Here is a 21,768-nt window from a genome sequence, read left to right on the forward strand (position 1 = left end):
ATGCGGGGCGCCGTGGCTGTGCCAGGGGCCACCCCGCCCGCGGACGCCACCGGAGCGGGCGCCCGGCTGCTGGACTCGGTACGGCGCAGCCTTGCCGAAGCCGGCGCCGAACCGACCCCCGCCAGGGTGGCGGCCGCGCTGCGGGCCCAGGGACGGCTGATGGGGGACAGCGCGGTGCTGGGCGTCGTGGAGACCCTGCGCTCCGAACTGGTCGGTGCGGGCCCGCTGGAACCCCTGCTGGCGGACCCGGAGGTCACCGACGTACTGGTGACAGCACCCGACCAGATCTGGGTCGACAGGGGCCGAGGGCTGGAGCTCACCCGGGTGCGTTTCCCCGACGCGGCCGCGGTCCGCCGCCTCGCACAGCGGCTGGCGACCTCGGCGGGGCGCCGACTCGACGACGCTCGACCCTGGGTCGACGCCCGGCTTCCGGACGGCACCCGGCTGCACGCGGTACTGCCTCCCGTAGCCGTGGGCTCCACCTGCCTGTCGCTGCGGGTGGTGCGCCCCCGGGCGTTCGATCTCGACGAGCTCGTCGCGGCCGGGACGGTGCCACCGGGCGGGGAGCGGCTGCTGCGAGCAGTGCTCGACGCACGCCTCTCGTTCGTCGTCAGCGGCGGCACCGGCTGTGGCAAGACGACGCTGCTCTCCACGCTGCTGGGCCTGGTCGCCCCGGACGAACGCATCGTCCTCGCCGAGGACTCGGCGGAGCTGCGCCCCGACCACCCCCACGTGGTGCGGCTGGAGGCACGCCCGGCCAACCAGGAAGGCGTGGGCCGTGTGGAACTGCGCGACCTGGTACGGCAGGCGCTGCGCATGCGGCCCGACCGGCTGGTCGTCGGCGAGGTGAGGGGTCCCGAAGTCACAGATTTGCTGGCCGCCCTGAATACGGGCCACGAGGGCGGTTGCGGCACCGTGCACGCGAACGCCGCGGCCGATGTCCCGGCGCGGCTGGAGGCTCTCGGTACGACGGCGGGGCTCGACAGGGCGGCGCTGCACAGCCAGTTGGCGGCTGCGCTGGACGTGATCGTGCACCTGGTAAGAGGCCGTGACGGCAGGCGCCGGATCGCCCAGATTCATGTGCTGGAACGGGATGCCGCCGGGCTGGTGACGACGGTACCGGCCGCCGTGTGGCGCGGGCCGGACGGGCGTCGGGCCCGGGCCGGAGCCGCCGGAAGCGGATTCGTCCGCGAACGAGGCTGGCGGCGGCTGGAAGAGCTGTGCATGCGGCGCTGCCCCGAGGGCGGGCACGCCGCGGACGGGCTGCCCGGGAGCGGCGGTTCCCCCGGTGGTGGCCTCAACGGGCGGTCGCCTGCGGTGGCCGGTGGGCCGGTCGGTGCGGCGGCAGGGCCATGGGCCGGGACTGCGGAGGGAGGCGTCCGATGACAGTGGCGATCGGTGCCGGAGTGGCCGGGACGGAGCCCGCGGTGGCATACGCCGCGTATGCCGGGGTGGTCTGCGCCGGGGCGGCGGCCTGGCTGATGACGGGGCGGCATGATGGAACGCGCCGAGCCAGGCTGTTGCTTGCCGGTGGGGGAGAGGTGGCGGCCCGCCGGTCGGCCTTCGAACCGCCCGGCTGGTGGCAGGGCGCCACTGCTGCGGTGCGGGGACGGCTGGGTGGTGGACGGCTGGCTGAGTGGGCGGGGCACGAGTGGTGGTGCCTGGCCGCCGGGCTCCTCGTGGCGCTCTTGGGCCGGTCCTGGATCCCGCTGCTGGCCGGGCTTGCCGCGGTTCCTCTGCTGCGCGGCTGGCTGCGGCGGCGTGCTGCGGACCGGGGGGCCCGGGAACGGGAGACCGCCGTGGTCGGGCTGTGCGCGGCGGTGGCGGGCGAACTGCGGGCGGGCAGGCAGCCGGACGGCGCACTGCTGGCCGTCGACCGGACCGTGGTGCGGAGCTTCGGCGACTCGGGAGCTGCGCTGCTCGCAGCGGCCCGATTCGGCGGTGATGTGCCCGGAGCGCTGCGCCAGGCGGCGCTGCTGCCCGGCGCAGAGGGGCTTGCCGGGGCCGCGGCCTGCTGGCAGGTGGCGGTCGAGGGCGGAGCCGGACTGGCCGAGGGCCTGGAAAAGGTGGCCGGAGCGGTGCGTGCCCAAGGAGAGCAGCGGGAGGACTTGCGGGCGCAGCTGGCGGGCCCTCGCTCCACCGCCTTGGTGCTCGCCCTGCTGCCGGTCTTCGGGCTGGCCATGGGCGCGGCCATGGAGGCCGATCCGCTGTGGATTCTCCTGCACACCCCCGCCGGCTTCCTCTGCCTGGCGGTCGGGCTGCTGCTGGAGTGGGCGGGACTGTTCTGGGTCGCCCGCATCGTGCGCTCGGCAGAGGGCACAGAGCGACCCGGAAGGGCGCCGGACGCCGGGTCGGCGGAGCGCGGAACGGAGTCCACGGATCACGGGGCGGCGCCGACGGGGAGCCGGTCGAGGTGAGTGCCGGGTGGGCCGATGTTGTCCCCAGGGTGTGGATGTGGACCCCGGCGGCCGTGGCGGTGCTGGCGGCGGGCTGGTGCGTGGCGGGGGTCGCGGAGGCGGATGTTGTCCCCAGGGTGTGGATGTGGACCCCGGCGGCCGTGGCGGTGCTGGCGGCGGGCTGGTGCGTGGCGGGGGTCGCGGAGGCGGTCCGGCGAGAGGGGACCGTGCGGCGGCGAGCGCGCCTCGTGTGCCGAGCCGTTGTCTGCGGAGCCGCAGTGGGAGGGACACCGGGAGGGGCGTGGGCCGGAGCCCCTCCGGGCCGTTGGACGGCGGCCAAGCGGAAGTGGGAGGGAGTGCTGCGGACGAGACGCGTACGGGAGGGCGCGGGGGTGGCCGGCGCCGGGGTGCTGGGCGTGCTGCTGATCGGCGGTCCGGTGGGGTGGCTGGTGGGCGGCGCGGCTGCTTGGGGCACCTGGCGATGGCTGCGGCGGCAGGCCGATGCGGAGGACTCCCGGACGGCGGCGGAGCGGGCCGCCGAAGCGCAACTCCCACTCGCTGCCGAGCTGATGGCGGCCTGTCTGGCGGCGGGCGCCGGGCCCGAGCGTGCGGCGGAGGCTGTCGGAGGCTCGCTGGGCGGGCCGTTGGGAGAGCGACTGACCAGGGCCGCGACGGAGCTGCGGCTGGGGGCCGAACCGGCGTTGGTGTGGGGGCGGTTCGCGGAGCGGCCGTGGGGGGTGGAGTTCGCCCGGTGCATGGAGCGGGCCGGGACCGCCGGGGTGCCTGCGGTGGAGTCCGTGACCCGGCTGGCGGCCGGACTGCGCGGCAGCCGGGCCCGGGTCGCCGCAAGCCGCGCGAGACGTGCGGCGGTGCTGGTCACCGGGCCGCTGGGGCTGTGCTTCCTGCCCGCGTTCCTGGCGGTCGGAGTCGTCCCCGTGCTGCTGGGGCTCGCGCGGTCGATGTGGTGAGGGCCGGAACGGGCGTTCCGGGCTGGAGTGGCGAGCTGGCTGGAGTGTCGAGCCGGCCGGATGAAGAGTCGGCCGGAAGAAGAACTGTGCGAAGTGAGGGGAGACATGGCGGTGCTGGTGAGGATGCGGCGGTTGTGGGAGAGGACGCGGGCAGCTCGGAGGCTCAGCGGGGACAGCGGGATGAGTACGGCCGAGTATGCGATGGGCACGCTCGCGGCGGTCGCCTTGGCCGCGGTGCTCTACAAGGTCGTCAACAGCGGTCCGGTGGGAGCCGAGTTGCAGGCGCTGGTCGAACGGGCGCTCCGTGCACCGTTCTGAGGGGACCGAGGGCACGGGCGCGGAGGTGCGTGGGAGCGCAGTCGTGGGCTCGGGCGGCGGGCGGCTGCGGCGGGGAGACCCGAGTGCGGGCTATGTGACCGCCGAGGCCGCCGTCGTGATCCCGGCTCTGGTGTTGCTGGTGGCGGGCCTCTTGTGGGGGCTGATGGCTTCGGTGGCCCGGATCCAGTGCGTCGACGCCGCCCGCGCCGGGGCGCGCGCTGCGGCCCGCGGTGAACCCGGGAACGCGGTCGCGCAGGCCGTGCGGTCCGCGGCGCCGCCCGGTGCCCGGGTGGAGATGACGAGGGAGGGCGAGCTGGTGAGAGTCGCGGTACGAGCGAGGACGGTCGGTCCCGGACCACTGGCCGTGCAGCTGCGGTCGGAGGCGGTCGCGTTGGACGAGAAGAGGGCAGGCGGCGGTGAAACTCCGTAGCGACCGGGGATCGGCGTCGGTGTGGGCGGCGCTGAGCGTGGTGGCGCTGTGCGGGGTGTTCGCGGCGGTACTCGGGTTCGGCCAGGCGGTCTACGTACGCCATCGGGCGGGCGCCGTCGCCGACCTGGCCGCCCTCGCGGCAGCCGACCGCGCGCTGGAGGGCCCGACCCGAGCCTGCGCGGTGGCCCGCCGGGTGGCCCGGGTGCAGGACGCCCGGCTGTCCCGGTGTGCGGTCCGCGGAGAGGTCGCCGACCTGGACGCGGGGGTGCGCTGGGGCCCGTACACAGCGCGGGTACGGGCCCGCGCGGGCCCGGCCGGCGGACTCCCCGACGGTCCGTCCGACAGCCCACTCGGCCCGGCCGACGGCCCGCAGGACAACCCCGCCGATGGCCGGGCTGACAGCCCCGCCGATGGCCCGCCTGAGAAGACGCCTGGCAAGACGACGGAGAAGCCCCTGAGATGACGACAGAGAAGACGCCCTGAGAAGACGACCGGGGAGGCAGCCCGGGAGTGGCTGAGTGGGTGGTCGGCCGGCGGGACGGACGGTGGAAGGAGGTCCGGAGAGGGGCATCCGGGAGGAACGGCGCCCGGGGGACGGGCGTCAGCTGGCGGAGCGGAGGAGTTCGGTGAGGAGGCGGATGGCGCCGCGCTTGTGGAGCGGGTCATTGGCGTTGCCGCACTTGGGCGACTGGATGCAGGAGGGGCAGCCCGCCTCGCATTCGCAGGCGGCGATGGCGTCGCGGGTGGCGGTGAGCCAGGCGCGGGCGGTGTGGAAGGCCCGCTCGGCGAAGCCGGCCCCGCCCGGCTGGCCGTCGTAGACGAAGACGGTGGGAAGGAGGGTGTCGGGGTGCAGGGCGATGGAGACGCCGCCGATGTCCCAGCGGTCGCAGGTGGCGAACAGCGGCAGCATGCCGATCGCGGCGTGTTCCGCGGCGTGCAGCGAGCCCGCGAGGATCTCCGGGTTGATGCGGGCGGCGTCGAGCTGGTCCTCGGTGACGGTCCACCACACGGCGCGGGTGCGCAGAGTGCGGGGAGGGAGGTCCAGCTTGGTCTCACCGAGGACCTCGCCGGTGATCAGGCGGCGGCGCAGATAGGAGACCACCTGGTTGGTGACCTCGACGGAGCCGAAGCACAGCCGGGCCTCGCCCCAGGGGACCTCGGCCTCGGTCTCCAGTACGGCCAGGGAGGTGGTGTCGCGGGCCATCGTCGTCCACGGCGGGCTGGATTCCTCGACCAGCGCGGCGGAGTCCTCCAGATCGAGCTGTCGCACCACATAGGTGCGCCCCTGGTGCAGATGGACGGCGCCCTCGTGGACGGTGGTGTGTGCGGCGCCGGCGTCGACGGTGCCCAGCAGTCGGCCCGTGCCCGCCTCCACCACCTGCACCGGCTTTCCGCCGCTGCCGCGGATGTCGGTCAGATCGGCGGCCCGCTCCTTGCGGGTCCAGTGCCAGCCGGAGCTGCGGCGGCGGAGCAGCTTGCGCTGTTCGAGCTTGTTCAACAGTTGCGCAGTCTCCGGACCGAAGAGGGCGAAGTCGGCCTCGGTGAGCGGGATCTCGGCTGCGGCTGCGCACAGGTGGGGAGCCAGGACGTAGGGGTTGTGCGGGTCCAGAACGGTGGACTCGACGGGGGTGCGAAAGACGGAGTCGGGGTGGTGGACGAGATAGGTGTCCAGCGGTTCGTCCCGGGCGATCATGATGGCCAGCGCGCCCTGACCGGCTCGGCCTGCGCGGCCGGCCTGCTGCCAGAGGGAGGCGCGGGTGCCGGGATAGCCGGTGATGAGGACGGCATCCAGCCCTGAGATGTCGATGCCGAGTTCCAGCGCGTTCGTGGCGGCGAGCCCCAGCAGCTCACCCGTGTGCAGGGCTCGTTCGAGGGCGCGCCGCTCCTCGGGCAGATAGCCGCCGCGATAAGCCGCGACCCGCGACGACAGCCCACCCCGCCGCCCAGCACCAGCCCCGGGCCCGCTCCCGCCCTTCCCCCACCACGCGGCGGCGTCGCCCTGCCTCGCGGCGTCCTCGCCCCGCGTCGGGGCATCGGCGGCCTGCACCACGAGGTCGGCCCTCTCCGCCCGCTCGGGGCCCTCGTCCCTCTCGGCCCTCTCGGGGCCCGAGAGGCCGGCGGCCCCCGCGGGGGCCTCAGCCGTCCCCGTAGGCGTGCCGTGGGCTTCGCCCGGGGCGGGGACGGGGGCGGGGACGGTGGAGAGGCGGTCCTGGGCGATGAGGGAGATCAGTTCGGCGCCGCGGCGGGAGCGGACGAACGCGACGGTGCGTACGCCCTGGACTGCGAGGTCGGTGAGGAGCTCGGCGGCCTCGGCGGTGGCCGTGCGGCGCACCGGGGCACCGCGTTCGCCCACCAGTTCGGTCAGCGGCGGCTCCCACAGCGCGAAGACGGTCTCGCCGCGCGGGGAGGTGTCCTCGGTGATCTCGACGGGCCGTACGCCGGTGAGCCGGGCAGCGCCCTCGCCGGGCGCGGCGGCGGTGGCGGAGGCCAGCAGGAAGACGGGCTCGGAGCCGTAGCGAGCACACACCCGGCGCAGTCGGCGCAGTACATGGGCGACGTGCGAGCCGAACACGCCGCGGTAGGTGTGGCACTCGTCGATGACGACATAGCGCAGCGCGCGCAGGAAGGAGGACCACCGGGTGTGGCCGGGCAGCAGGCCGCGGTGCAGCATGTCCGGGTTGGTGAGCACGTAGTTGGCGTACAGCCGCACCCATTCGCGTTCTTCCATCGGGGTGTCCCCGTCGAAGACAGCGGCTCGCACCGCCGTGCCCAGCGGGGCTGCCAGGTCGGCCACGGCACGCCGCTGGTCGGCGGCGAGCGCCTTGGTGGGGGAGAGATACAGCGCGGTGGCGCCGCGGCCATTCGGGGCCTCCGAGCCGTCCAGCAGGGTGCTGAGGACCGGGACGAGATAGGAGAGCGACTTGCCGGAGGCGGTGCCTGTGGCGATGATCACCGAGTCACCGTCGAGCGCGTGTGCTGCGGCCCGGGCCTGATGCTCCCAGGGACGGGCGATGCCCGCGTGACGTACGGCATCGATCACTTCCGGCCGGATCCGGTCGGGCCATTGCGCATGGCGACCGTTTCGCGGGGGCAAGTGCTCCGTATGGGTGACACGCCCGGCGCGGTCCGCCCCCCTGGTGAGACGAGCGAGCACATCGCGAGGGTCGCCACGGGAGGCCGAGCCGTGGGGCTCGACTCGCGGGCGTACGCTCGCGGACCGGGTGTGCTGTTCGTTGGCCATCGGTACCGAGTGTGTCACTGGCGAGGCGGACAATGGTCGTAAGGCGTCGTCCTCGCCTGCTGGTAAGTGATTGAATGCCTCTGCGGCTGCCGATCCGTCCCCTGCCTTTGGGGGTACCTCCCTCCGTCAGGGCAGGGGGAGGGAGAACCGAGGGGGCTGACCGCTCGATAGCAAGGTGCTGGAGGATCCGTGGACCTGTCCCTGTCGACCCGTACCGTCGGCGATCGCACGATCGTCGAGGTCGGTGGCGAGATTGATGTATACACCGCGCCCAAGCTGCGCGAGCAACTGGTCGAGCTCGTGAACGACGGCAGTTACCACCTCGTCGTGGACATGGAGGGTGTCGACTTCCTCGACTCCACCGGACTCGGCGTGCTTGTCGGCGGGCTCAAGCGGGTGCGTGCCCACGAGGGCTCGCTGCGCCTGGTCTGTAATCAGGAGCGCATTCTCAAGATCTTCCGGATCACCGGTCTGACGAAGGTGTTCCCGATCCACTCCTCGGTCGACGAGGCTGTAGCGGCCACTGACTGATGTGCCGGGCCGTCGGTCCGCCCCGCCTGGGGCGGTCCGGCGGCTTACCGGTTGACTGGTGCGCGGTCGCTGGGGTCCGGCTCTCCGAGTCCCCGGGCGGACCCCGCAGACACTCAGGGAAGACCGAGGGGGATGGCATGGCCACCGTTGAGCTGCTCTTCAGCGCACTGCCGGAGCACGTCCGTACGGCGCGGCTGGTGGCCGCCGCCGTGGCGCGGCGGGCCGGGGTCGACGAAGCCGTGCTCGACGAGGTGCGGCTGGCTGTCGGCGAGGCGTGCACGCGTGCCGTCGGGCTGCATATGAGCCACGGCCTCAGCAGCCCGGTGCGGGTGTCGCTCATCGAGGACGAGAAGAAGTTCTCGATCGAGGTGGGGGACGAGGCGCCGCACCGGCGTTTCTCGCTGCCCGGCGGCACTCTCGGCACCGGCGCCTCCGCGGCGCCTCAGGCCGGCGCCAAGGCCAACGAGAACGGAAACGGCCCCGGTGGGGGCGGCGGCCTCGTGGAGGCCGAGGGCGCGCTGCTGCCCGGAGCGCGCGACGAGATCCCCGAGCCGGTCCCCGAGGAGGAAGAGGGCGACGGCGAGATGGGACTCGCGGTCATCAGCGGGCTGGTGGACGACGTCGAGGTGACGACCGACGAGCACGGCGGCGTGATCCGGATGAGCTGGCCCACCACGGAGCCCGTCCTCCCCTGAACCTGAGCCCTTCAGCTGGACCGGAGCTTCCTCATGCGCTGGCGCCGCCTGCGCGCGGCCGGTCGGCTCACTGACGAACGGGGCGGCGACGACATACGGACCACCGGTGCCGACGTCGGGGCAGCGACGACCTACGGACCACGGCGCGTCGACGTAAGGGCGATTGTCGACGTACAAGGCGACGGCGAAACAGGCCGACGGCACAGACTGGCGATTCGGCCGAAGCAGCTTTCCGCGCACTCAGGACCGCACCTCAGGACCGCGCCCTTCAGCCCTGCGCCCTTCCAGCCCCACCCCACTCAGCCCCGCCCCCAGGGCCGGGGCAGTCGGCTGCCCGTGCGGCTCCATCGCGAGGCGGGCTCAGGCGTCGCACACACCTGCTGCGCACGGCCCGCCGACGGCCCGCAGACGGGGTCCGTACCACCGCTGCCTCGGCGCCCTTCGGCCCCCGCCGGCCCTCTCCTCCCCCGAACTCCCCCTGAACCTCCACATCCCCACCCGTCATTGCCCGCCACATCGCGGCGGGCTCGTTGTGGGCTTTTTGATCTTTCGTTCGGCCGTCCGCGTGGTTTTTCGTGATCTTCAGTCGTGATCTTCCGAAGATCTCGGACGGCATTTCTGACCAGCGTCTAAACCGGTGCCGCAGGACCTCTTCGTTCACTCGACAGATCGTTTTTCCCGGCGTCAGTTGAATTTGCACATTCCCTCATGCGAGCGAATTTTCCGGTTCCGGTGCGGCTGATCTTCGCCGATCCCGGCGAATTCTCGCTGCTGCGCTCTGTTTTGATCTAGTGGCGCTCCCTACAATCCGTCCACATCTTTGCAGCAGGACGCCTGAGCGTGCTTGCGCGCGCCCATGTGCCAAACGTCAAGGAGGACGAATGGCGGGGCATCTCAGCCCACTTCACCACCCCCAGCACCTCGCGGACGCCGCAGAACTGACCAGTGGCAACCGGGGACTCGCGATCGTGATCGCGGTTGTCGCGCTGGCAGCGCTCGGCGTCGCCTTGGTGTTGGTACGACAAGTGCTCGCCGCGGGCGAAGGCACCGACAGCATGAAGAAGATCGCAGCCGCCGTGCAGGAGGGTGCGAACGCGTACCTGGCGCGGCAGCTACGCACCCTCGGCGTATTCGCGGTGGTCGTCTTCTTCCTGCTCATGCTGTTGCCGGCCGACGATATGAAACAGCGGATCGGCCGTTCATTGTTCTTCCTGGTCGGGGCGGTCTTCTCGGCGGCCACCGGCTATATCGGAATGTGGCTCGCGGTACGCAGCAATGTGCGAGTGGCTGCTGCGGCGCGTGAGGCGACTCCGGCGCCGGGCGCGGAGGAGCCGTCGGGTGATCTCACGGCTGTTTCGCACAAGGCGATGAAGATCGCTTTTCGTACCGGTGGTGTCGTCGGGATGTGCACCGTCGGGCTCGGTCTGCTCGGTGCGGCCTGCGTGGTGCTCGTCTACGCGGCGGACGCGCCGAAGGTGCTGGAGGGCTTCGGCCTCGGTGCCGCGCTGATCGCGATGTTCATGCGAGTCGGCGGCGGCATCTTCACCAAGGCCGCCGACGTCGGCGCCGACCTCGTCGGCAAGGTCGAACAGGGCATCCCGGAGGACGACCCGCGCAACGCAGCCACCATCGCGGACAACGTCGGCGACAACGTCGGCGACTGCGCCGGTATGGCGGCCGACCTGTTCGAGTCGTACGCGGTGACGCTGGTGGCCGCGCTCATCCTGGGCACCGCCGTCTTCGGCAACGACGGGCTGGTCTTCCCGCTGCTCGTCCCGGCCATCGGGGTGCTCACCGCCATGGTGGGCGTGTTCGCCGTGGCGCCGCGCCGCTCGGACCGCAGCGGGATGACGGCGATCAACCGGGGCTTCTTCATCTCGGCCGTGATCTCGCTCGCCCTGGTGGCCGTCGCCGCGTTCGTCTACCTGCCGTCCAGCTACGCGGACCTCAAGGGCGTCTCCGGCGACGATGCACAGGAAATCCTGGGGCACGGCGGCGACCCGCGCGTGCTCGCCGTCGTGGCCGTCGCGATCGGCATCGTGCTGGCCGCCGTCATCCAGCAGCTGACCGGCTACTTCACCGAGACCACCCGCAAGCCGGTACGGGACATCGGCAGGACCTCGCTGACGGGCCCGGCCACCGTCGTGCTCTCCGGGATCTCCATCGGTCTGGAGTCGGCCGTCTACACGGCACTGTTGATCGGTCTGAGCGTCTACGGCGCGTTCCTGTTGGGCGGCGGCACGGTGATGCTGGCGCTGTTCGCGGTCGCGCTCGCCGGTACCGGTCTGCTGACGACCGTCGGTGTGATCGTCGCCATGGACACCTTCGGTCCGGTCTCCGACAACGCGCAGGGCATCGCCGAGATGTCCGGGGACGTCGAGGGCGCGGGCGCACAGGTCCTCACCGACCTGGACGCGGTGGGCAACACCACAAAGGCGATCACCAAGGGCATCGCCATCGCCACCGCGGTGCTCGCCGCCGCCGCGCTCTTCGGGTCGTACCGTACCGAGTTGGCCGAGGCGCTCACGGACGCGGACCAGAGCGCGGGCAAGATGCTGGAGCTGGTGGATATCGCGCAGCCCAGCACGCTGGTCGGGCTGATGTTCGGGGCCGCGGTGGTCTTCCTCTTCTCGGGGCTGGCGATCAACGCCGTTTCCCGTTCGGCCGGTTCGGTCGTCTTCGAGGTGCGGCGGCAGTTCCGGGAGCGGCCGGGGATCATGGACTACTCCGAGAAGCCGGAGTACGGCCGGGTCGTGGACATCTGCACCAAGGACGCGCTGCGCGAGCTGACGACGCCGGGGCTGCTGGCCGTGATGGCGCCGATCCTGGTGGGCTTCACCTTCGGGGTGGGCGCGCTGGCGGCGTTCCTGGCGGGCGCGATCGGTGCGGGCACCCTGATGGCCGTCTTTCTCGCGAACTCGGGCGGTGCCTGGGACAACGCGAAGAAGCTGGTGGAGGACGGCCACCACGGCGGCAAGGGCAGCGAGGCGCACGAGGCCACCATCATCGGCGACACGGTCGGCGACCCGTTCAAGGACACCGCGGGCCCGGCGATCAACCCGCTGCTGAAGGTGATGAACCTGGTGGCGCTGCTCATCGCGCCCGCCGTGGTGCAGTTCAGCTACGGCGAGGACAAGAGCGTGGGCGTACGTGTGGGCGTCTCGGTGGTGGCCGTCGCGGTCATCGTCGGTGCCGTCTACGTCTCCAAGCGCCGCGGTGTCGCGGTGACGGAGGAGAACACCGGCGAGCGGTCCGTCAAGCCCCCTCAGGCCCCGGCGGATCCGGCAGGACCGGCAGATCCCACGGACCCGGTCGACCCGGTGGCCGCCTCTTAGCCGGCTGACGGCCGGCCTGACGGCCTCTCAGGGCGGACCGGCGACATAAATCACAGTCAACCGACCGGCGGGCGGGACGCATTGGCGTCCCGCCCGCCGTTTTGCGTGCTCCGAGGGTGGCCGGGGAGCCCCCGGCGGGTATCGACGAATGTCTGCAATGTCGCACTGCATTGTTGGTGCAAATGGCTGCAATAGTAGGCATAGGGTTCTTCCGGCTCGCCGCCACTCCCTCTCTGGCGTGTATGTTCCGGGCCGAACAGCCATGGAAGGGACCGATCCGGTGAACAAGAAGCTCGCGGCGGCACTGTCCGGCGGTGCGGCGCTCGTACTCGCGCTGACCGGTTGCAGCGACGACAGTGGCAAGACGGACGACTGGGCCAAGCAGGTCTGCGACGACCTGCAGCCTCAGCTCAACAGGGTCGCTCAGGCCAACGCCTCGATCACGGAGGCGGCGCAGTCAGGCAAGTCTCCCGAAGAGGTCAAGAAGGCGGACATCACCGGCTTCCAGAAGGTCTCCGACGCCTACAAGGCGATGGCCGGCGCGGTGAAGAAGGCGGGAGCGCCGCCGGTGGACGACGGCGAGAAGCTGCAGAAGGACGCCGTCAAGGAACTGAACCGGATCTCCGGCAAGTACCAGGACCTCAAGGTGGCCTCCGAGAAGCTCCCCACCGACAAGAAGTTCGACGAGGGCCTCGACACCATTGCGGCCAAGCTCAAGTCCCTGGGGCAGAGCGGCGACAAGGCCCTGCAGAAACTCCAGAAGGGCGAGGTCGGCAAGTCGATGGCCAAGCAGGAGAGCTGCAAGAAGACAGGCGTCACCAAGGGCGGGTCCTGAGGACACGTCACCCACGCCCACCCGCGCCCCCGGCGGCGGTGCGGCCCGGGAGCGAAGGAGAATGGCGCGGGTGAGCACTGACGCACTTCCCGAGCCCACCACCGAGAGCACCCGCAGGCTGCGGGAGGCGCTGACCGCGGCCGGATTCACCGCCGACGGCCTCCTCGACCTGCTCGGCGCCCCCGCCTACGCGGCACTGGCCCGCGGCGAGACCGTCCCGGCGCTGCGCGCCACCCGCGGTGAGGGTCCGCTGGAGACGCTGACGCGGCTCTTCCTGCTGCAGCAGGCGGTGCCGTACCGCAGCGTGCGGGCGGCGCTGAAGGCCGACGAGGCGCTGGCCGACCGGTGGCTGGAGCGGACACCGGGGTCAGGCGCCCCGCAGGACGCAGAGGGCACAGAGGCCGCCGAGGAAGCCGTACGCGCCACCGTGGACGTACGCCCCTACAGCGGGCCGGAGGGCCAGGACTGGTGGGTCGTCAGCGACCGTGGGTGTGCGGTCGGCGGCGCCGGCGGGGTGGGCGGGCCGCGCGAGTCCGGCCCGGGAAGCCCTGGGGAGGGCGTGGTGCTCGGGGTCGGCGGCGCTTCCACGACCCTCGCCGGGATCATGGTGCCCACCCCCGTCGCCCGTGCGCTGGATCTCGGCACCGGCTCCGGAATCCAGGCGCTGCACGCCGGCCGGTTCGCGACACACGTCACCGCCACGGATGTGAACCCGCGTGCGCTGCACTTCGCGCGGCTGACCCTTGCGCTGTCGGGCGCCGCCGAGCCGGAGCTGCGCGAGGGCTCGCTGTTCGAGCCGGTGGCGGACGACGAGCCGTACGACCTGATCGTCTCCAACCCGCCCTTCGTGATCTCCCCGGGGGCTCGGCTCACCTACCGGGACGGCGGCATGGCGGGTGACGACATGTGCCGCACCCTCGTCCAGCAGGCGGCCCGTCATCTGGCCCCCGGCGGCTACTGCCAGCTGCTGGCCAACTGGGAGCACCGGGAGGGCGCGGACTGGCGCGAGCGCGTCTCGGCATGGGTGCCGCCCGGGTGCGACGCGTGGATCGTCCAGCGGGAGGTGCAGGACGTCACCCAGTACGCGGAGCTGTGGCTGCGGGATGCGGGGGACCACCGGGGCGACCCGGCCGCATACGCGGCGCGCTACGACGCCTGGCTGGAGGAGTTCGCGGCACGCGGCACCAAGGCCGTCGGCTTCGGCTGGGTCACCCTGCGGCGCACGGAGGCCGAGCGCCCCTCGGTGCTCGCCGAGGAGTGGCCGCACCCGGTCGAGCAGCCGCTGGGCGAGGTGATCCGGGCGCACTTCGACCGGCAGGACTTTCTGCGCCGTACGCACGACGGGGCGCTGTTGGAACACCGGTTCCTCCTCGCGGACGAGGTGGTCCAGGAGCAGGTCGGAGCGCCGGGCGCGGAGGACCCGGAGTACGTCGTACTGCGGCAGAACCGCGGGATGCGGCGGGCGACGACGGTGGACACGGTCGGCGCCGGGTTCGCCGGGGTGTGTGACGGGACACTGAGCGCGGCGCGCATCCTGGATGCCATCGGGCAGCTGCTGGGCGAAAACCCGGCCGAGTTGCGGGCGCGGACGCCGGAGTCGATCAGGCTCCTGGTCGAACAGGGGTTTCTGACGCCGGTGCTGGACTGACGTCCCCGTAGGTCACGTCACAGCAGATTTCGGGCCACTGTCCAGGCGACGGCGGCGCTCAATACGGCCAGCTTCCCCCGGGTGCTCATCCGGGGCGCGTACCGCCGGCCGCGCAGCCCCTCGTAGAGCCAGCGCCCCGAGAGGTAGACGGCGACGGGCAGGCCCACCGTCAGCAGCGCGGCGTTGTCGTGCAGGGCTGCCGCCAGGTCGCCGTGTATCAGGTCGTACGCCAGGCGCGTGCCCCCGCAGGCCGGGCAGAGCAGCCCGGTGGCCCAGTTGAAGGGGCAGCGCGGCAGCCAGGCGCCTGACTCATGGGGGTTGGTGCCCCACAAGTAGCAGGCGCCTGCCAGGCCCGCCGCCAGTGTGCCGAGCGGCGGGGCTGCCGGGTGGGAGAGGGCGGCGCGGAGTCGGCCAGCGGCAGCAGGGACGTTGATTATCGCCATGTGGCCAGTGCCTCCCCTCGTGTCGCGCCGCCCTCTCCCGGGGCCCTGCGAAGCCTCAGCCACGCAGAATACGGCCCTGAGCATCCGTGCGGCTGTCGCTGGTCAGGAAGATGATTCCGTCGACCAGCGCCCAGATGCCCATGCCACCGCAGGTGAGAAGCTGGCCTATGGCCATGCCCACGTGGCCGGTGTAGAAGCGGCCGATGCCCAGGCTGCCGATGAACAGCTGGAGCACCCCCGCGACGATCTTGGACTTGTCGGAAAGCGGGCGCCCGTACGGGTCGTAACCGTACGGAGCGTTCGGGTCCCCGGTGTACTGACCAGGGGCAGCGCCCATGGGCTGCTGCTGCGGGTAGCCGTAGCCGGGCTGGCCGGGCGGCTGGTTGTAGGGGTTCTGTCCCGGCTGCTGCGGGTAGCCGTAGCCGGGCTGATTCGGGTCGGACACAAGACCTCCGAGGTCGAGCGGTACCTGGTGATGTGCCCCGGACATGTTGCCAGAGCCTTCGGGCGGCGGGACGGCTGGTTGTCGGGTTACCGTTCGAGTGGCGTTGCGGACTTTTCCCGTTTGACATGGGGGCGGGAGGTACCGTCACACTCCGCAGCGATAGCGATGCAGCGATATTGATACAGAAACCGACCGGAGAGAAGAGAAGAGCAGAAGTTGTCCCCGACCCACGACACAGCAAATGGTGGGCGCCGACTTGTGATCGTCGAGTCGCCTGCCAAGGCCAAGACGATCAAGGGCTATCTCGGCCCTGGCTACGTTGTCGAGGCCAGCGTCGGGCACATCCGTGACCTCCCGGGCGGTGCGGCCGAGGTTCCCGCGAAGTACAAGGGCGAGCCCTGGGCCCGCCTCGGCGTCAATGTCGACCACGATTTCGAGCCGCTGTACGTCGTCAACAGCGACAAGAAGGACCAGGTCAAGAAGCTCAAGGAGCTGCTGGCCGAATCGGACGAGCTGCTGCTCGCCACTGACGAGGACCGCGAGGGTGAGGCCATCGCCTGGCATCTGCAAGAGGTGCTCAAGCCCAAGGTCCCGGTCAAGCGGATGGTCTTCCACGAGATCACCAAGGACGCCATCCAGAATGCCGTCCGCAATCCGCGCAGCCTCAACCAGCGGCTGGTCGACGCGCAGGAGACCCGCAGGATCCTGGACCGGCTGTACGGCTACGAGGTCTCGCCGGTGCTGTGGAAGAAGGTCATGCCGCGACTGTCGGCGGGCCGCGTGCAGTCCGTGGCCACCCGGCTGGTGGTGGAGCGGGAGCGCGAGCGCATGGCGTTCCGTTCCGCCGAGTACTGGGATCTGACCGGCACGTTCGCGACGGGGCAGGCGGGGGATGCCTCGACCGGAGCGGGCATGGCGACCGACCCGGGGACCTTCGGTGCCCGGCTGACCACGGTCGACGGCCGCCGCGTCGCACAGGGCCGCGACTTCGGCTCCGACGGACAGCTCAAGGACCCGTCCGCCGTCCTCCACCTGGACGAGGAGGCCGCCCGCGGGCTGGCCGCCGCGCTGGAGAACACGGACTTCGCCGTACGCTCCGTCGAGTCCAAGCCCTACCGCCGCTCCCCGTACGCGCCTTTCCGTACGACCACCCTCCAGCAGGAGGCGAGCCGCAAGCTCGGTTTCGGCGCCAAGGCGACCATGCAGGTGGCGCAGAAGCTGTACGAGAACGGCTTCATCACCTACATGCGTACGGACTCCACGACGCTCTCCGACACCGCCGTGGCCGCGGCCCGCGCTCAGGTCACCCAGCTCTACGGCGCCGACTACCTGCCGGACAAGCCGCGTACCTACGCGGGCAAGGTCAAGAACGCGCAGGAGGCGCACGAGGCGATCCGCCCCTCCGGCGACCGGTTCCGTACGCCTGCCGAGACGGGGCTGAGCGGCGACCAGTTCAGGCTGTACGAGCTGATCTGGAAGCGCACCGTCGCCTCTCAGATGAAGGACGCCGTCGGGCAGTCGGTGACCGTGAAGGTCGGCGGCCGGTCCGCGGACGGCCGGGACGCCGAGTTCAGCGCCACCGGCAAGATCATCACTTTCCACGGCTTCCTCAAGGCGTATGTGGAAGGCGCCGACGACCCCAACGCGGAGCTGGACGACCGCGAGCGGCGGCTGCCCCAGGTGGCCGAGGGTGACCGGCTGCGTGCCGAGGAGATGTCCGTCGACGGCCACGCCACCAAGCCGCCGGCCCGCTACACCGAGGCGACGCTGGTCAAGGAGCTGGAAGAGCGCGAGATCGGGCGCCCGTCCACCTACGCCTCGATCATCAGCACGATCCTGGACCGGCGTTACGTCTTCAAGAAGGGCACCGCGCTGGTGCCGTCCTTCCTGAGCTTCGCCGTGGTCGGGCTGCTGGAGAAGCACTTCGGCCGGCTGGTCGACTACGACTTCACCGCCAAGATGGAGGACGACCTCGACCGCATCGCGGCGGGCAGCGCCGAGGCCGTGCCGTGGCTGCGGCGCTTCTACTTCGGCGAGGGCGGCGAGGCCCAGGCCGGTGAGGCCGCTGCCGCGGGCAACGGCGACGGCGACCACCTGGGCGGGCTCAAGGAGCTCGTCTCCGACCTCGGGGCGATCGACGCCAAGGGCGTCTCCTCGTTCCCCGTGGGCGAGGGCATCACGCTGCGTGTCGGCCGCTACGGCCCGTACGTGGAGGGTCCCAGCGAGAAGGAGGGCGAGCCCGGCCAGCGTGCCGACGTCCCCGACGACCTGCCGCCGGACGAGCTGACCGTCGACTACGCCAAGGAGCTGCTGGCCAAGCCCAGCGGCGACTTCGAGCTGGGGACCGACCCGGACACCCACCGCCCGATCGTGGCGCGGGACGGGCGGTACGGGCCGTATGTCACCGAGGTGCTGCCCGAGGGCACGCCGAAGACGGGCAAGAACGCGGTCAAGCCGCGTACCGCTTCGCTGTTCCGCTCGATGTCGCTGGACACCGTCACGCTTCAGGACGCGCTCAGGCTGCTGTCGCTGCCGCGGGTTGTCGGCGTCGATCCCGAGTCCGGCAACGAGATCACCGCCCAGAACGGGCGGTACGGGCCGTACTTGAAGAAGGGGACGGACTCACGCTCGCTGGAGAGCGAGGAGCAGATCTTCAGCATCACGCTGGACGAGGCGCTGGAGATCTACTCCAAGCCGAAGCAGCGGGGGCGGGCCGCCGCCAAACCGCCGCTCAAGGAGCTGGGGAACGACCCGCAGACAGAACGTCCCGTGGTGGTCAAGGACGGCCGTTTCGGGCCGTACGTGACGGACGGCGAGACCAACGCGACACTGCGGCGGGACGACGACGTCGAGACGATCACCCCCGAGCGCGGCTTCGAGTTGCTGGCCGAGAAGCGGGCGAAGGGGCCCGCCAAGAAGAAGGCTCCGGCGAAGAAGGCCCCCGCGAAGAAGACCGCGGCCAAGAAGACGGCGGCGAAGAAGACTGCGGCCAAGAAGACCACGGCGAAGAAGACGACCACCAAGAAGGCAGCTGCCAAGAAGTCTTCTGCGCCCAAGAAGTCTTCTCCCGAGGAGTAGTCGGAGGAGCAGGCGGCGTAGCCTCCACAACCCCCGTTGGCGCATACAGATGTTCGGGTACGCATTCGAGGTGTCGGTCCCTCCCTATACGCTGGCGGGATGAAGTCTTCGCCCCCAACTGCCCCGGACGACGCTCTCGCCGCGGAATCCCGCGAGGGCGCCGTGACCGCGTTGCTGCGTTTCCCCCCGCTGCGGCGGCTGTGGACCGCGCAGTTCACCAGTGGGATCGGCGACATGCTTGGTCTCCTGGTGCTGCTGTTGCTGGCGATGCAGGCGGCAGCCGTACGCGGTGTGGCGGGAGACCCGGTCTTCGGCGGTGGTTACCGCGGAATGGCGCTCGTTGTGGCCGCCGTCTTCGGACTGCGGCTGCTGTCCACGCTGCTGTTCGGCGCCGTGCTGCTGGGGCCGGTCTCCGCGCTGGTCAGCGGCGTCCGGCAGCAGGAGAAGGCCGAAGAGGGCAAGGACGGCGGGCGAAAGCTGCTCGACCGGCGGTGGACGCTGTTCGGCGCCGATGTGCTGCGTGCCCTCGCGCTGATCGTCGCGCCGCTGTGGATCGACTGGACACCCGGCAGCGCCTTCATCGTTCTGCTGGTCACCGTCTTTGTGACGGGTGGGGCCGAGCGGCTCTCCACGGTGACGCGGGACAGCGCGGCCCCCGCGCTGCTGCCGGCCGCGCCGCTCGAGGGTGCGGCCGTGCGCCCGCTGCCGGACCACCAAGAAGCGCTGCGCAGGCTGTGGCTGCGCTCCAGCTTCGTGGCGCTGCCGATCGCCGCTGCCGGGCTCGTTCTCGTCACGCTGATCAGCAATCTGTTCGCCGTAGGGATCGACTGGTTCGGCTCGCACCAGGCCGCGCTCGCCTCGTATGTGGCGGCCGGTCTCTTCGCCGCCGCGGCTGCCGTCGGCTACTTCCTGGAACTGCCGGACGGGCAGACCCCGCGCCCCCGTTCCCCGCTGGAGGGGCTGCGCAGGCCCAGGACGGCGGAGGGCGGAGCGGACAAGGGCCGTAGCGGCGCCGTGCCGCTCCTCGTCGTCGCGGGCGGGGCGATCGGCGGCGCCGTTGCGGCGGCCGTCGCGCTCGCTCCGCTGCACGCCGCCGATCTGGGCGGCGGGCCTGTCGCGTTCGGGCTGCTGGCGCTGATGCTGACCGGCGGCACTGCCGCGGGCATCCGGCTGGCGCCGCACACGATGCCGTCGCTCTCGCGGCGCCGGCTGCTCGCGCTCGTCACCGGTCTGACCGGTGTCGTTCTGCTGGCGGCCGGGCTGGTGTCCGACACCGCCACCGTCATCGGGCTGGCGCTGCTGGCCGGAGTGGGCGGCGGTATCGCCGCGAACACGCTGCACACGCTGCTCGACCAGGAGACCGAGGAGTCCCGCCGGATCCGTACGACGGAGCACCTCCAGGCGGTGGTGCGGCTGTCGCTCGCGGTGGGCGCGATCCTGGCGCCTGTGGTCGCCGCGCTCATCGGGCCGCACCGGGTGGACAACGGTTCGTTCGTCTTCGACCACGGCGGCGCCTCGTTCACGCTGATGCTGGTGGGCGCACTGCTGCTGCCCGTCGGCGCGATCCTGCTGGGCCGTACGGATGACCGGCAGGGGGTACCGCTGCGGCGGGACCTGCTGGAGGCGTTCGGCGGCGGCCACCCCCGGCAGGCACCGGCCCGGAACGGCTTCTTCCTGGTGCTGGAGGGCGGCGACGGCGCGGGCAAGACCACGCAGGTGGAGGCCCTGGCCGAGTGGATCAGGGCCAAGGGGCACGAGGTCGTCGTCACCAAGGAGCCCGGTTCCACGCCGGTGGGCAAGCGGCTGCGGTCCATCCTGCTGGACGTCTCCTCGGCCGGGCTCTCGCACCGCGCGGAGGCGCTGCTGTACGCCGCCGACCGCGCAGAGCACATCGACACGGTCGTCCGCCCGGCGCTGGAGCGCGGCGCCGTGGTGATCTCCGACCGCTACATCGACTCCTCCGTCGCCTACCAGGGCGCCGGGCGCGATCTGTCCCCGACGGAGATCGCCCGGATCAACCGCTGGGCCACCGAGGGGCTGGTGCCGCATCTGACGGTGCTGCTCGACATCTCGCCGGAGACGGCGCGGGAACGGTTCACCGAGGCGCCGGACCGCCTGGAGTCCGAGCCGGCCGAGTTCCACCAGCGGGTTCGGGCCGGCTTCCTGGCCCTTGCCGCCGCCGACCCGGCCCGCTATCTGGTCGTCGACGCCGGGCAGGAGCCGCAGACCGTCACCACGGCCGTCCGGCACCGCCTCGACCAGGTGCTGCCGCTCTCCGAAGCCGAGAAGAAGGCCCAGGAGGAGGCCCGTAAGCGGGCCGAGGAGGAAGCGCGCAAGCGGGCCGAGGAAGAGGCCCGTCGCAAGGCGGAGGAGGAGCGCAAGGAGCGCGAGCGCAGGGAGCAGCTGGAGAAGCTCCGCCGCGAGGAGGAGGAGCGCAAGCGCCGCGAGGCCGAACTGGCGCGCCAGCTGGAGGAGGCCCGGCGTGCCGAGGAGGCCCGTAAGCGGGCCGAGGAAGCTCGCCGTATCGAGGAGGAGCAGCGCAAGCGGCGCGAGGCCGAGCAGCGCGCCTACGAACAGGAGCAGGAGCGGCTGCGCAAGCGCGCCGAGGAGGAGAAGCGACTGCGCGCCGAGGCCGAGGAGCGCCGCCTCGAGCGGCAGCGCAAGGCCGAGGAGGCGCTGGTGAAGGCCGAGCAGGCGCGGGCCGCGGCAGCAGCCGAGGCGGCGGCCAAGGCCGAGGCGGAGGCCGCGGAGCGGGCGCAACGGGAGGCGGCGGAGGCGGCTGAAGCCGCGGAGGCGGGCTCGGCCGCGGAGACCGATGCCGCCGCTGAGGCTCCGGAGGCCGCGGCCGAGGCCGAGACGGATGCCGACGCGGACGCCGGTGCGGGTGCGGGTGCGGGTGCCGACGCGGACGCCGATGCCGACGCCTCGCCTGACGGGTCCGAGGCCGACACGGCGCAGATCCCACAGGTGCGGCCCAAGGACGACGGGGCCGCAGGACCGGACGCGGAGGACACCACACAGTTGCCGCGTCCCGGGGCGGCGTCGCCCGAGGACGAGACGACGGTGCTGCCGCGGGTCTCCGAGGCGGACGACACCCAGGAGACGACAGTCCTCCCGCAGGTCCAGGAGCCGCGCCAGGAGTCGGCCGCCGAGCCGGGCCCCGGGCCCGACGACGACCGTACGCGGGAGCTCCCGCAGGTCGAAGAGGGAGAGCCTCGTCCCCGTCCCTCCTGGGCCGAGGACACCCCGCTCGACGATGCGCCCACTCTGGCGGACAAGCTCCTGGGTCCGCACGAGAGCGACGACGAAGGCGACGACCACCGCCGTCGGTAGGGCGGTGGCGGACGACGACAGTCCTGGCCGGGGCGCGGCAGCCGCGGTGCCCGGCCGGACTGTCACCGGCAT

General features: G+C 71.9%; 16 protein-coding genes. 13 read left to right on the forward strand and 3 right to left on the reverse strand.

The window, feature by feature from the left end; genetic code table 11:
- From ACTWP9_RS13525 to ACTWP9_RS13550, 6 genes are all read left to right on the forward strand, one after another.
- A complete protein-coding gene (locus ACTWP9_RS13525) occupies positions 1–1,386 on the forward strand; it encodes a TadA family conjugal transfer-associated ATPase (protein ID WP_443246463.1) in 1,386 nt (461 codons plus the stop codon).
- Positions 1,383–2,417 (forward strand): type II secretion system F family protein, encoded by a 1,035-nt coding sequence (locus ACTWP9_RS13530; RefSeq protein ID WP_443246339.1) that lies wholly within the window; start codon positions 1,383–1,385, stop codon positions 2,415–2,417. Before ACTWP9_RS13525 ends, ACTWP9_RS13530 begins: the two co-directional genes overlap by 4 nt.
- Positions 2,414–3,364 (forward strand): type II secretion system F family protein, encoded by a 951-nt coding sequence (locus ACTWP9_RS13535; RefSeq protein ID WP_443246340.1) that lies wholly within the window; start codon positions 2,414–2,416, stop codon positions 3,362–3,364. The genes ACTWP9_RS13530 and ACTWP9_RS13535 overlap by 4 nt, the downstream gene beginning before the upstream one ends.
- 123 nt (positions 3,365–3,487) lie before the next feature.
- Positions 3,488–3,682: a DUF4244 domain-containing protein gene (locus ACTWP9_RS13540; RefSeq protein WP_443246464.1), complete on the forward strand. Its 195-nt coding sequence runs from the start codon at positions 3,488–3,490 to the stop codon at positions 3,680–3,682.
- Positions 3,669–4,112 (forward strand): TadE family type IV pilus minor pilin, encoded by a 444-nt coding sequence (locus ACTWP9_RS13545; RefSeq protein WP_443246341.1) that lies wholly within the window; start codon positions 3,669–3,671, stop codon positions 4,110–4,112. The genes ACTWP9_RS13540 and ACTWP9_RS13545 overlap by 14 nt, the downstream gene beginning before the upstream one ends.
- Complete coding sequence (locus ACTWP9_RS13550; protein WP_443246342.1) at positions 4,099–4,575, forward strand: Rv3654c family TadE-like protein; 477 nt, start codon at positions 4,099–4,101, stop codon at positions 4,573–4,575. The genes ACTWP9_RS13545 and ACTWP9_RS13550 overlap by 14 nt, the downstream gene beginning before the upstream one ends.
- A gap of 138 nt (positions 4,576–4,713) precedes the next feature.
- Here ACTWP9_RS13550 and ACTWP9_RS13555 read toward each other — a convergent pair whose 3' ends face one another.
- Complete coding sequence (locus ACTWP9_RS13555; RefSeq protein WP_443246343.1) at positions 4,714–7,353, reverse strand: DEAD/DEAH box helicase; 2,640 nt, start codon at positions 7,351–7,353, stop codon at positions 4,714–4,716.
- 189 nt (positions 7,354–7,542) lie between these two features.
- Here ACTWP9_RS13555 and bldG point away from each other — a divergent pair, with 189 nt between their 5' ends.
- From bldG to ACTWP9_RS13580, 5 genes are all read left to right on the forward strand, one after another.
- Positions 7,543–7,884: an anti-sigma factor antagonist BldG gene (bldG, locus tag ACTWP9_RS13560; RefSeq protein WP_016473000.1), complete on the forward strand. Its 342-nt coding sequence runs from the start codon at positions 7,543–7,545 to the stop codon at positions 7,882–7,884.
- A 137-nt stretch (positions 7,885–8,021) separates the two neighbouring features.
- A complete protein-coding gene (locus tag ACTWP9_RS13565; RefSeq protein WP_443246344.1) occupies positions 8,022–8,579 on the forward strand; it encodes an ATP-binding protein in 558 nt (185 codons plus the stop codon).
- Between the two features lie 881 nt (positions 8,580–9,460).
- Positions 9,461–11,914, forward strand: coding sequence for a sodium-translocating pyrophosphatase (locus ACTWP9_RS13570; RefSeq protein WP_443246345.1), 2,454 nt, complete (start codon positions 9,461–9,463; stop codon positions 11,912–11,914).
- 262 nt (positions 11,915–12,176) lie between these two features.
- Positions 12,177–12,749 (forward strand): small secreted protein, encoded by a 573-nt coding sequence (locus ACTWP9_RS13575; RefSeq protein WP_443246346.1) that lies wholly within the window; start codon positions 12,177–12,179, stop codon positions 12,747–12,749.
- 61 nt (positions 12,750–12,810) lie between these two features.
- Entirely contained in the window at positions 12,811–14,397 is a 1,587-nt protein-coding gene (locus ACTWP9_RS13580; protein ID WP_443246347.1) for a DUF7059 domain-containing protein, read from the forward strand.
- Between the two features lie 17 nt (positions 14,398–14,414).
- Here the strand turns inward: ACTWP9_RS13580 and ACTWP9_RS13585 are convergent, their stop codons facing one another.
- Together ACTWP9_RS13585 and ACTWP9_RS13590 are read right to left on the reverse strand one after the other, a co-directional pair.
- Complete coding sequence (locus ACTWP9_RS13585; protein WP_443246348.1) at positions 14,415–14,840, reverse strand: DUF2752 domain-containing protein; 426 nt, start codon at positions 14,838–14,840, stop codon at positions 14,415–14,417.
- Positions 14,841–14,895: 55 nt separating this feature from the next.
- On the reverse strand, positions 14,896–15,285 hold the full coding sequence (locus ACTWP9_RS13590) for an NINE protein (protein WP_443246349.1): 390 nt from the start codon (positions 15,283–15,285) through the stop codon (positions 14,896–14,898).
- A gap of 216 nt (positions 15,286–15,501) precedes the next feature.
- Here ACTWP9_RS13590 and topA point away from each other — a divergent pair, with 216 nt between their 5' ends.
- A complete protein-coding gene (gene topA, locus ACTWP9_RS13595) occupies positions 15,502–18,363 on the forward strand; it encodes a type I DNA topoisomerase (RefSeq protein ID WP_443246350.1) in 2,862 nt (953 codons plus the stop codon).
- 99 nt (positions 18,364–18,462) lie between these two features.
- On the forward strand, positions 18,463–21,696 hold the full coding sequence (tmk, locus tag ACTWP9_RS13600) for a dTMP kinase (RefSeq protein WP_443246351.1): 3,234 nt from the start codon (positions 18,463–18,465) through the stop codon (positions 21,694–21,696).
- The last annotated feature ends 72 nt before the right edge of the window (positions 21,697–21,768 follow it).

It is taken from the genome of Streptomyces sp. 3N207 (assembly GCF_052246355.1).
Lineage (GTDB): Bacteria > Actinomycetota > Actinomycetes > Streptomycetales > Streptomycetaceae > Streptomyces.

Excerpts from the sequence above, each read along its gene's own strand:
- ACTWP9_RS13525 (WP_443246463.1), top strand. The coding sequence starts at position 1 with ATGCGGGGCGCCGTGGCTGTGCCAGGGGCCACCCCGCCCGCGGACGCC.
- ACTWP9_RS13530 (WP_443246339.1), top strand. The coding sequence starts at position 1,383 with ATGACAGTGGCGATCGGTGCCGGAGTGGCCGGGACGGAGCCCGCGGTG.
- ACTWP9_RS13540 (WP_443246464.1), top strand. The coding sequence starts at position 3,488 with ATGCGGCGGTTGTGGGAGAGGACGCGGGCAGCTCGGAGGCTCAGCGGG.
- ACTWP9_RS13555 (WP_443246343.1), bottom strand. The coding sequence starts at position 7,353 with ATGGCCAACGAACAGCACACCCGGTCCGCGAGCGTACGCCCGCGAGTC.
- ACTWP9_RS13565 (WP_443246344.1), top strand. The coding sequence starts at position 8,022 with ATGGCCACCGTTGAGCTGCTCTTCAGCGCACTGCCGGAGCACGTCCGT.
- ACTWP9_RS13570 (WP_443246345.1), top strand. The coding sequence starts at position 9,461 with ATGGCGGGGCATCTCAGCCCACTTCACCACCCCCAGCACCTCGCGGAC.
- ACTWP9_RS13575 (WP_443246346.1), top strand. The coding sequence starts at position 12,177 with ATGGAAGGGACCGATCCGGTGAACAAGAAGCTCGCGGCGGCACTGTCC.
- ACTWP9_RS13580 (WP_443246347.1), top strand. The coding sequence starts at position 12,811 with ATGGCGCGGGTGAGCACTGACGCACTTCCCGAGCCCACCACCGAGAGC.
- ACTWP9_RS13585 (WP_443246348.1), bottom strand. The coding sequence starts at position 14,840 with ATGGCGATAATCAACGTCCCTGCTGCCGCTGGCCGACTCCGCGCCGCC.
- tmk (WP_443246351.1), top strand. The coding sequence starts at position 18,463 with ATGAAGTCTTCGCCCCCAACTGCCCCGGACGACGCTCTCGCCGCGGAA.